Here is an 8,828-nt window from a genome sequence, read left to right as displayed (position 1 = left end):
GCGGGCGGCCCGACGACCGGCCCCGCCGCCGGGGCGGCCGCGTTCGGGGCCCGGGTGCCCACCCAGAGCCGCCGTCCGCCGATCGCGGTCGAGCCGCCGTTCCAGGACCCGGCCCGCGATCCGCGCCCGGCCCTGCGCGTCGGCCGGGGCGACATCGCCGCCATCCGCGCCGTCGGCGACCTGTTCCGCGCGCTGGACCACGCCTACGGCGGCGGCCACGCCCGCCAGGCGCTGGTCCGCTACCTGGAGAGCGAGGCCGAGCCGATGCTGCGCGGCCGTTACGGCGAGCAGATCGGCCGGGCCCTGTTCGGCGCGGTCGCCGACCTCACCCGGCTGGCCGGCTGGACGAGCTTCGACATCGCCGCACACGGTCTGGCCCAGCGCTACTTCGTCCAGGCCCTGCGGCTCTCCCAGGCCGCCGGGGACCGCGCGCTCGGCGGGTACGTCCTGGTGACGATGAGCCAGCAGGCCGTGCACCTCGGCCACGGCCGGGAGGCCGTCCAGCTGGCCCGGGTGGCCCAGCAGGGCGTGGGCACGGCGGTGCCGCCGACCGTGCAGGCGCTGCTGCACGCGGCCGAGGCGCGCGGACACGGCCTGCTCGGCGACGTCCGCTCCTGCACCACGGCGCTGGTCCGGGCCGAACGGGCGCTGGCGGCGGCCCGCACCGGCGACGAGCTGCCGGCCTGGGCGCGGTTCTTCGACGAGGCGCAGCTCTCGGACGAGTTCGCGCACTGCTACCGGGACCTCCAGCAGTGGCGGACGGCCGCCCAGCACGCCGAGAAGTCGCTGCGGCTGCGCTCGCCCGCCTATGCCCGGAGCCGGATCTTCTGCCGGCTGGTGCTGGCCACCGCCCGGCTCGGCATGGGGGACCTCGACGAGGCCTGCGGCATGGCGACCGACGCCCTGCGGGCGGCGGGGGAGATGCGCTCGGCCCGGTCGCTGGAGTACGTGCGCGACTTCCACCGCCGTCTCACGCCCTACCGGGGCAGCCCGGTGGCCAGGGCGTTCGAGGAGACGGCCCGTCAGGCGGGGGTGATCTGAACCGGGGGCTCCGTCCGGACCGGCGGAGTCACCAGCTCTCGGCGTTCACCCGCGGCCGGTCGCCCTCCACGGCGGCCGGCGGCCGGACGTCCCCGCGCAGCCGCTGCGCGGCCAGCGGGAACAGCAGCACGGAGAGCATGCCCGCGCCGACCAGGGCCGCCGAGGTGGAGGACGGCAGATGGCCGGCGTCCACCTCGATCGTGGTGATCACCACGACCAGCGGCAGCGCCGTCGAGCCGTAGAGGCCGAGCGCTCCCCGGTCGCGCCGCCCCAGACCGGCGGGGGCGAGCAGCGCCGCGGGCAGTCCGCGCACGGCCAGCAGCAGGACCACGAAGAGCGGGACGAGCAGCAGCGTGCCCGGATCGTCGATCAGCGCCTCCAGATCGAACTTCATCCCGCTGACCACGAAGAACACCGGGACGAGGAAGCCGAAGCCGATGCCCTCCAGCTTGGCCTCGATCACCTCCTCGGCCGGCCCGGGGATGTCGGAGAGCAGCAGCCGGGAGACGATGCCGGCGGTGAACGCGCCGAGCAGCATGTCGAGTTCCAGCCAGAGGGCGGCGGCCACCATGGTCGCGAGCACCAGGATCACGGTCCGGACGGCGAACTGGCCGGAGGTGCGCAGGGTGCGGCGGATCAGCCGGGTCATCCAGGCCGGCCGCGGCCGCCGGGCGCCGCCGATCGCGACGGCGGTGATCACCGCGTAGGCGCCCAGGATGACGGCGGTGCGGCCCGCGCTGTTGCCGCTGAGCAGGACGGCGACGGCGATGATCGGCCCGAACTCGCCGACCGCGCCGGTGGCCATGACCAGCGAGCCGAACGGGGTGGGCAGTTCGCCGGCGTCGCGCAGGATCGGCAGGATGGTGCCGAGTGCGGTGGTGGTCAGCACGAGCCCGGTGAAGGCGCCGTCCAGGGGTTTCGGGTTGATCACCGCGCCCACGACCAGCGCGACCGCCACGCTGATCAGCCACGCGGTGCCCGCCCGGCGGAGCGGTCCGCCGCGCAGTTTGGCGAAGTCGATCTCGTAGCCGGCCAGGAACATCAGCATCGCCAGGCCGAACTGGGAGAGCGCGTCGATCAGGTCGTCCACGTGCGCCCAGTTCAGGGCGTCGGGGCCGATCAGCACGCCGAGCAGGATCTCGAACACGACGGTGGGGACGGCGACCCAGCGCAGCAGCCGGTCGGCGATCAGCGGGGCGGCCACCGCGGCGGCCGGGACCAGGATCAGCGTGAGCGGCTGGACATCGAAGTCGGCGCTCACCGGGCGTTCACCGGGCGGCCCGGCGGGGGAGCGGAGGTCGTCCGATCAGCGGTCATATCGGCATATTGGCACGCGAACCAGCACCACTCGGGCAGCCGGGCCGCGCGCCGCACGCCGGGCGCTGCCCGCCGCACATCACGCGCCGCACATCACGCGCCGCACATCACGCGCCGCACAGCACAGGACGCACGCCGGGCGCCGCGCTCCGTGCGCCCGCACGCCGAGCGGCGCCGGGGGTGGCCCGCACAGGACACCCCCGGCGCCGTCCGCCGTCAGGCCGCCTCCGCCTCCCGTACGGCGATCGGCAGCCCGAGATCGCGCGCCACGGCCTCGGCCGCGCGCCGCCCCGACACCAGCGCCCCCTGCACGCTGCTGGTGTCCCGGTGGTCGCCGCAGACGTAGAGCCCGGCGAGCAGCCGGACCGGCCGCCGGGTGTTGTGCGGCGGCGGCATGGCCGGCACCGCGTCCGGCAGGTGCCGCACGCTCAGGAACTGCCAGCCGCCGGTCGGCGTGCCGTACAGCTCCGCCAGCCGGGCCCGGACGGCCGGCTCCAGCGCCGCCGGTCCGCCGGCGTCGAAGGTGCGGCGGCCGAGCACGGTGGTCGCGATCAGCGCCTGTCCGGTCGGGGCGTACGAGGGGTGCAGTTCGCTGAGCACCAGCGAGTGCGACACCAGGGACGGCTGCCCGCCCGGCCGGTCGCCGTCGAGCAGCAGGGCGGCCTCCCCCAGGGGGGTGCGGTCGGCCGCGTGGTAGAAGGTCGTGACGGGGTGGAAGTCCGGCAGCCGCAGACCGGGCAGCAGGTCGGCGGCCGAGCGGGGATCGGTCGCGACGACCACGGCCTGCGCGCCGATCCGCCCGTGGGTGGCGGTCTCCACGCCGTCGGCCGTGATCGAGGTGACCCGCACTCCGGTGCGGACCGTACCGGCGGGCAGGGCGGCGGCCAGCTGGGCCGGCACGGCCGCGATCCCGCCGGCGGGCAGACAGAGCCGGCCGCGCGCGTAACAGCGGAGCACCAGGTCGGCGACCCGGCTGCTGGTACCGAGCGCGGGGTCGCTGAGCAGTGCGCCGAGCAGGGGCCGCAGCAGTCCGTCGACGGTGCGCGGGGCGAGGCCCCGGTCGCCGAGGGCCCGGGCGGCGGTGGTCTCCGGCCGGGCCTTCAGCCGTGCGGGCGGGGTGTTGGCGAGGCGGTTGAGCCAGCTGCCGAGCCGCGCCCTGTCCAGCGGACTGCCCAGTGGCACCCGGGCGGCGGCCTGCCGGGCGGTGGTCAGCTGCGGGTCCCCGACCCGGTACCGGCGCCCGCCGTTGTGCACGAGTACGCCCGGCGTGAGCGGGCGTGGATCGAGGCGGTCGAGGTCGAGCACGCGGCGCGGCTCGGGGAAGGCGGTGTTCAGCAGATGGCTGCCGTGGTCGAGCCGGAAGCCGTCGAGTTCGTGGGAGGCCGCTCGACCTCCGATCCGTTCCGCGGCCTCCAGGACCTGAACGGCGAGGCCGTGGGCGGTGAGTACGCGGGCGGCGGCGAGGCCCGCGAGGCCGGCTCCCACCACGACGACGTCCGGGTCGGACTGTCGGCGGGTGCGGCGGGTGAAGTCGTACGTGGGCACTGGTGGCTCCCTCCCTGGTCCCGGGATTTCGGGCCGGTGCAGGCAGCAGGGTGCTGGGACACGGTCCGACCGGTGTGATGCCCAGTCAGTACGAGCGTCAGACAAGCACACGGGTCCCGAACCCGGTGGGGAAGGGGAGTGGCCGCATCCGGTGGCCGCGCGGTCACGGACTGTGCTCCTCCTCGCCCGTGTTCCCGTCCGACGGGCGCGCACGGTCACCAGGGGCGCGCAGCGCGCCCGCCGTGTGCTCCCGTGCGCCCCCTCTCGGAGCCCTGCGCCGCGGTCGCCCGGACTCCGCTGCGCATATGCCCCTGGCCAGGGCGGACGTCGTAGCGCGTCTACGCGACGGGGCCGGACGCGACCGCGCGCGTCCGGCCCCGGCCGCCCTGGGGCCGTGCCTCGGGGAGTCGCCCCGGAGCCACCCCCAACGGCGCGGCCCGAACCTCAGAGAGCCGCCAGCACCGCCGAGTCGACGTCCGGATGCGCGAAGCGGAAGCCCGCGTCCAGCAGCCGGCGCGGCACGACCCGGTGGCTGCCGACCACCTCCACCGCCAGCTCGCCCAGCACCGTGTCCAGGACGGCCTTCGGCACCGGGAACGGCGTCGGCCGGCGCAGCACCCGCCCGAGCGCCGCCGTCAGCTCGGCGTTGGTCACCGGTTCGGGGGCGGTCAGGTTCACCGCCCCCTCGATGTCCTCCCGGTCGATCAGGAAGCGCAGGGCCGCGACCTCGTCGGTGAGCGAGATGAAGCTCCAGTACTGCCGGCCGTCGCCGAGCCGGCCGCCGAGGCCCAGCCGGAACAGCGGGAAGAGCCGTCCGCCCGCGCCCCCGGCGGCGGAGAGGACGAGCCCGGTGCGCGGGTGGACCACCCGGATCCCGGCCCGCTCGGCCGGCCGGGCCGCGGCCTCCCACTCCACGCAGACCTCCGCCAGGAAGTCGTCCCCGGCGGGTGAGGACTCGTCGATCACCCGGTCCCCGGTCTGCCCGTAGTAGCCGACGGCGGAGGCGCTCACGAGGACCTTCGGCGGTTCGGCCAGTCCGGCCAGGGCGGTCGCCAGGGTCTCGGTGCCCAGGACCCGGCTCTCCCGGATCTCCCGCTTGTAGGAGTCGCTCCACCGGCGGTCGCCGACGCCGGCGCCCGCCAGGTGCACGACCGCCTCGACCCCGGCCAGCCCGGCCCGGTCGATCTGGCCCAGCAGCGGGTTCCAGCCGATGGCGGTGGTGCCGTCCGGCCGGGGCCCGGTCCGCGAGCGGTGCCGGACCAGCCGCACCACCTCGTGCCCGTCCGCCAGCAGCGAGCCGACGAGTGCCGCGCCGATCAGTCCCGTGGATCCTGTGACCGCGATTCTCATGGGCCCATCCTCGCAGCCGGCCGGGTGCCTTCCCGGGAGCGGCGGTCCGGCCGGGTCGCGGGAATTGCCGTGTACGCCGGGGCCGGGTCGCGGGAATTGCCGTGTACGTCCGGGCCGGGGGTGATTAGCATGCGGCGCATGCACGAGAACGATCAGCTGATCATCCGCCCCGCCCGGGCCGAGGACGAGAAGGAACTCGCCGCCCTCAACCGCTCCAGCTGGACCGCGCTGGCCGAGGTCGCCCCCAGGCCCGACGAGGACGCGGGGGTGTTCGACGAACGCCACAGCCCGGACCAGTTCCGGCTCGCCCTGCTCGACGGCCGGGTGGTCGGCTACATCCGGGTCGTCCCGCCCACCCCGCTGGCCAGCAACCAGCACGTGCGCCAGATCCAGGGCCTCGCGGTCGACACCGCCGTGCGCGGCCGGGGCATCGGCGTCGCGCTGGTCGGGGCGGCCTGCCGGACCGCCCGGGAGCAGGGCGCCCGCCGGATCACCCTGCGGGTGCTCGGCCACAACGCCCCGGCCCGCGCCCTCTACGAGCGCTGCGGCTTCGTGGTCGAGGGTTCGCTCAAGGAGGAGTTCCTGATCGACGGCGTCTACGTCGACGACATCTGGATGGCCCGGTCCCTCGACGACGGGCCGACCGGTCGGGCGGCCGACTGAGCGACCGGCCGGCCGGGCCACCCGCCCGACCGTTCCCGCACGACCCTTCCCGCATCGCTGACGCAACGTCAGATCCTGTGCGCGGGTGGTGCAGAGTCGTGACAGACCCGCCCTGTCTGGAGCGTCACCCGGACGGGTAGGTTACGGCCGTGAGCAACTCGACGCCTCCCGGGTGGTACCCGGTACCGGGTGCGGACGGCACGGCCGGTCATGAGCGCTGGTGGGACGGCACGGCCTGGACCAGTGACGTCCGCCCCGTCCAGGCGGGCGGCGGCCCGATTGCCGACGCCCCGACACAGGTCGCCTGGCAGAACCCCTCGGGGGGTTCCGCACCCGCGCCGCCGGCCTACGGCTACGGCGCCCCGCAGCAGGGGCAGCCCGGGTACGGCTACCCGGCGCAGAACCCGCCGGCGTACGGCTACCCGCCGGCCGCCTATCCGCCGCCGGAGCGGCCGAACCGGATCAGGACCGGGACGGCCATCGGCATCGTGGTCGGCGTGCTGGCCGTGGTCGGCGTGGTGGCCGCGGTGGCGCTCAACAGCGGTGGCGACGGCCCCATCGCCAAGCCGACCCAGCCGGTGACCACCGTCACCGTCACCGACACACCGAGCCCGAGCGCCACCACCCCCAGCCCGACCAGGTCCTCCCCGCCGCCGCCGACCACGCCGCCGAAGCCGAGCCCGGTGCTCAAGGACACCGTGGCGGACCCGCAGCACGCCATCACCGTGCCGGTGTTCGAGGGCTGGGAGGCGAACACCAGCGGCTCCCACTCCACCGTCTTCCTCGGCAGCGGCCAGTACACCTGCCCCGGCGGCGGCAACTGCATCCGGGGCCAGTTCTCGGTGGAGAAGGACACCATCGCCGGCACCACCGCCCGGGCGGCGGCCGAGGCGGCCATGCCGGCCTACGCGGCGGCGATCTTCAGCAACATCACCGGGCACACCGACGCGGGCTCCTCCAGCACCACGGTCGCGGGCATCTCCGGGTACGCGGTGCGCTGGCACATCACCACCTCGGACGGCAGCAAGGGCTACATCCTGATGGTGGCCGTCCCCGCCAAGGGCGGCGGCTTCGTGGCCTTCGAGGGCGGGGTGGACGACGCCGCGGGCGCGCCCGACCCGTCCGTGCTGGACCAGATCCTCAAGGGCATCAAGCAGGACACCAGCGAGGCGGCGGGCTCCAACGCCTGAGCCGCCGCCCGGGCGGGCCCGGCGGCCGCGAGCCCCGGCCCGCCCGGCCCGTCCGCCCGGTCCGTCCCTCCACCAGGTCCACCAGGTGCGCCGGGTCCGCCCGGACCGTCCCGCCGGAGTCAGTCCCCGTACCGCTCCCAGAGCTTGGGGAACCGTTTTGCCATGACCTCGGGGTCGTCGAAGTCGAACGCGGCTCCGAACGGCTGCGCGGGCTGGCGTCCGCCCACCTCGGGCAGCGGCAGCGCGGTCAGCTGCTCGTACGCCTCGTCGGCCGCGTAGCCGAGGTCCTCGGCCTCGCCGTCCTCCTCCTCGTCGAAGCCGGGCAGCAGGTCGGCCAGGTCGTCCGGCTCGTGCAGCCCGCCCTCGAAGACCTCCCGGCCCTGACCGATCAGCCAGCACCGGAAGAAGTCGAAGGAGTCCTCGGAGGCCCCGCCCAGCAGCAGGTAGGCCGCACCCCACAGGTCGTGGCGGTAGGCACGCTGGAACCGGGCCTCGAAGAGCCGGGCGAAGTCGATGACGTCGTCCGGGGTCAGCTCCACGAGCCGTTCCACCAGACGGTCCGCCTGCTCGTCCGGGTCGCCCTCGGCGTCCTCCCGGGTGTCGTCGATGATCTGCCAGAAGTCGGTCTCGTCCATCACCGCTCCAGCATCCCTGTTCGGCCGCACGCGCGCATGCGAAGAGCGGGTGAATCGCCCGGAACGGCACGAAAAACCCGGAACGGCGCCAGGACGCCCCCACCGTCCGCCGCCGGCCCGCCCCGGACGCGCGGAACCCCGCGCCGTCCGGGGACGACGCGGGGTTCCGGTGCTGCCGGAGGGGGACCCTCGGGCGGAGCCTTACAGGCCGAGCTCGACCTCGAACTCGCCGGCCTCCAGGATCTCCTTGACCGCCACCAGGTAGCGGGCGGCGTCGGCGCCGTCCACCAGGCGGTGGTCGTAGGAGAGCGACAGGTAGGTCATGTCACGGATGCCGATGGCGGTGCCGCCGTCGGCCTCGATGACGACCGGGCGCTTGACCGTCGCGCCGATGCCCAGGATGGCGGCCTGGTTCGGCGGCACGATGACGGTGTCGAACAGCGCGCCGCGCGAGCCGGTGTTGCTGATGGTGAAGGTGGCGCCGGACAGCTCGTCCGGGGTGATCTTGCTGTCGCGCACCTTGCCGGCCAGCTCGGCGGTCTTCTTCGAGATACCGGCGATGTTGAGGTCGCCCGCACCCTTGATGACCGGGGTCATCAGACCCTTCTCCGAGTCCACCGCGATACCGATGTTCTCGGTGTCGAAGTAGGTGATGGTGCCCTCGGCGTCGTTGATCCGGGCGTTGACGACCGCGTGGGCCTTCAGCGCCTGGGCGGCGGCCTTGACGAAGAACGGCATCGGGGACAGCTTCACGCCCTCGCGGGCGAGGAAGGAGTCCTTGGCCTTGGCGCGCAGCGACATGATCCGGGTGACGTCCACCTCGACCACGCTGGTGAGCTGCGCCTGCTCGTGCAGGGCCTTCATCATGTTGTCGCCGATGACCTTGCGCATGCGGGTCATCTTGACCGTCTGGCCGCGCAGGGCCGACGGGGCGGCGGCGGCCTTCGGCGCGGCGGCGGCCGCGACCGGGGCAGCGGCGACCGGGGCCGGCGCGGCCTTGGCGGCCTCGGCGGCGGCCAGGACGTCCTGCTTGCGGATGCGGCCGCCGACACCGGTGCCGGTGACAGCGGTCAGCGCATCCGCAAGC

The 8,828-nt window shown here is 74.9% G+C and carries 7 protein-coding genes and 1 pseudogene; 3 read left to right on the top strand and 5 right to left on the bottom strand.

The window, feature by feature from the left end:
- A pseudogene (locus BI06_RS28565) lies at positions 1-1,041 on the top strand (regulator); the annotation flags it as partial.
- A 28-nt stretch (positions 1,042-1,069) separates the two neighbouring features.
- On the opposite strand, the gene BI06_RS28560 reads toward BI06_RS28565, so the two are convergent.
- The 3 genes from BI06_RS28560 to BI06_RS28550 all read right to left on the bottom strand — a co-directional run bounded on the left by BI06_RS28560 (position 1,070) and on the right by BI06_RS28550 (position 5,253).
- The gene (locus BI06_RS28560; RefSeq protein WP_051742027.1) at positions 1,070-2,302 is read right to left on the bottom strand and encodes a cation:proton antiporter; all 1,233 of its coding nucleotides are present in this window, start codon (positions 2,300-2,302) and stop codon (positions 1,070-1,072) included.
- A 272-nt stretch (positions 2,303-2,574) separates the two neighbouring features.
- Positions 2,575-3,903: an NAD(P)/FAD-dependent oxidoreductase gene (locus BI06_RS28555; RefSeq protein WP_030391540.1), complete on the bottom strand. Its 1,329-nt coding sequence runs from the start codon at positions 3,901-3,903 to the stop codon at positions 2,575-2,577.
- A gap of 444 nt (positions 3,904-4,347) precedes the next feature.
- Positions 4,348-5,253, bottom strand: coding sequence for a TIGR01777 family oxidoreductase (locus tag BI06_RS28550; RefSeq protein WP_043472437.1), 906 nt, complete (start codon positions 5,251-5,253; stop codon positions 4,348-4,350).
- A gap of 138 nt (positions 5,254-5,391) precedes the next feature.
- Here BI06_RS28550 and BI06_RS28545 point away from each other — a divergent pair, with 138 nt between their 5' ends.
- Both BI06_RS28545 and BI06_RS28540 read left to right on the top strand, forming a co-directional pair.
- Entirely contained in the window at positions 5,392-5,916 is a 525-nt protein-coding gene (locus BI06_RS28545) for a GNAT family N-acetyltransferase (protein ID WP_043473324.1), read from the top strand.
- 149 nt (positions 5,917-6,065) lie between these two features.
- Positions 6,066-7,106, top strand: coding sequence for a DUF2510 domain-containing protein (locus tag BI06_RS28540; protein ID WP_043472435.1), 1,041 nt, complete (start codon positions 6,066-6,068; stop codon positions 7,104-7,106).
- A gap of 119 nt (positions 7,107-7,225) precedes the next feature.
- On the opposite strand, the gene BI06_RS28535 is transcribed toward BI06_RS28540, so the two are convergent.
- Together BI06_RS28535 and BI06_RS28530 are read right to left on the bottom strand one after the other, a co-directional pair.
- Complete coding sequence (locus tag BI06_RS28535) at positions 7,226-7,741, bottom strand: DUF4240 domain-containing protein (RefSeq protein WP_030391536.1); 516 nt, start codon at positions 7,739-7,741, stop codon at positions 7,226-7,228.
- Positions 7,742-7,942: 201 nt separating this feature from the next.
- On the bottom strand, positions 7,943-8,828 hold an 886-nt coding region (locus BI06_RS28530; protein WP_199523355.1), incomplete at its 5' end, for a 2-oxo acid dehydrogenase subunit E2.

Origin of the sequence: Kitasatospora sp. MBT66 (genome assembly GCF_000710405.2) — a bacterium.
GTDB lineage: Bacteria > Actinomycetota > Actinomycetes > Streptomycetales > Streptomycetaceae > Kitasatospora > Kitasatospora purpeofusca.
The sequence above is the reverse complement of the archived record's forward strand: the minus strand, read 5'-3'. Positions and strand labels throughout refer to the sequence as shown.

Coding starts and splice junctions, on each gene's coding strand:
- BI06_RS28550 (WP_043472437.1), bottom strand. CDS start 5,253: ATGAGAATCGCGGTCACAGGATCCACGGGACTGATCGGCGCGGCACTC.
- BI06_RS28545 (WP_043473324.1), top strand. CDS start 5,392: ATGCACGAGAACGATCAGCTGATCATCCGCCCCGCCCGGGCCGAGGAC.
- BI06_RS28535 (WP_030391536.1), bottom strand. CDS start 7,741: ATGGACGAGACCGACTTCTGGCAGATCATCGACGACACCCGGGAGGAC.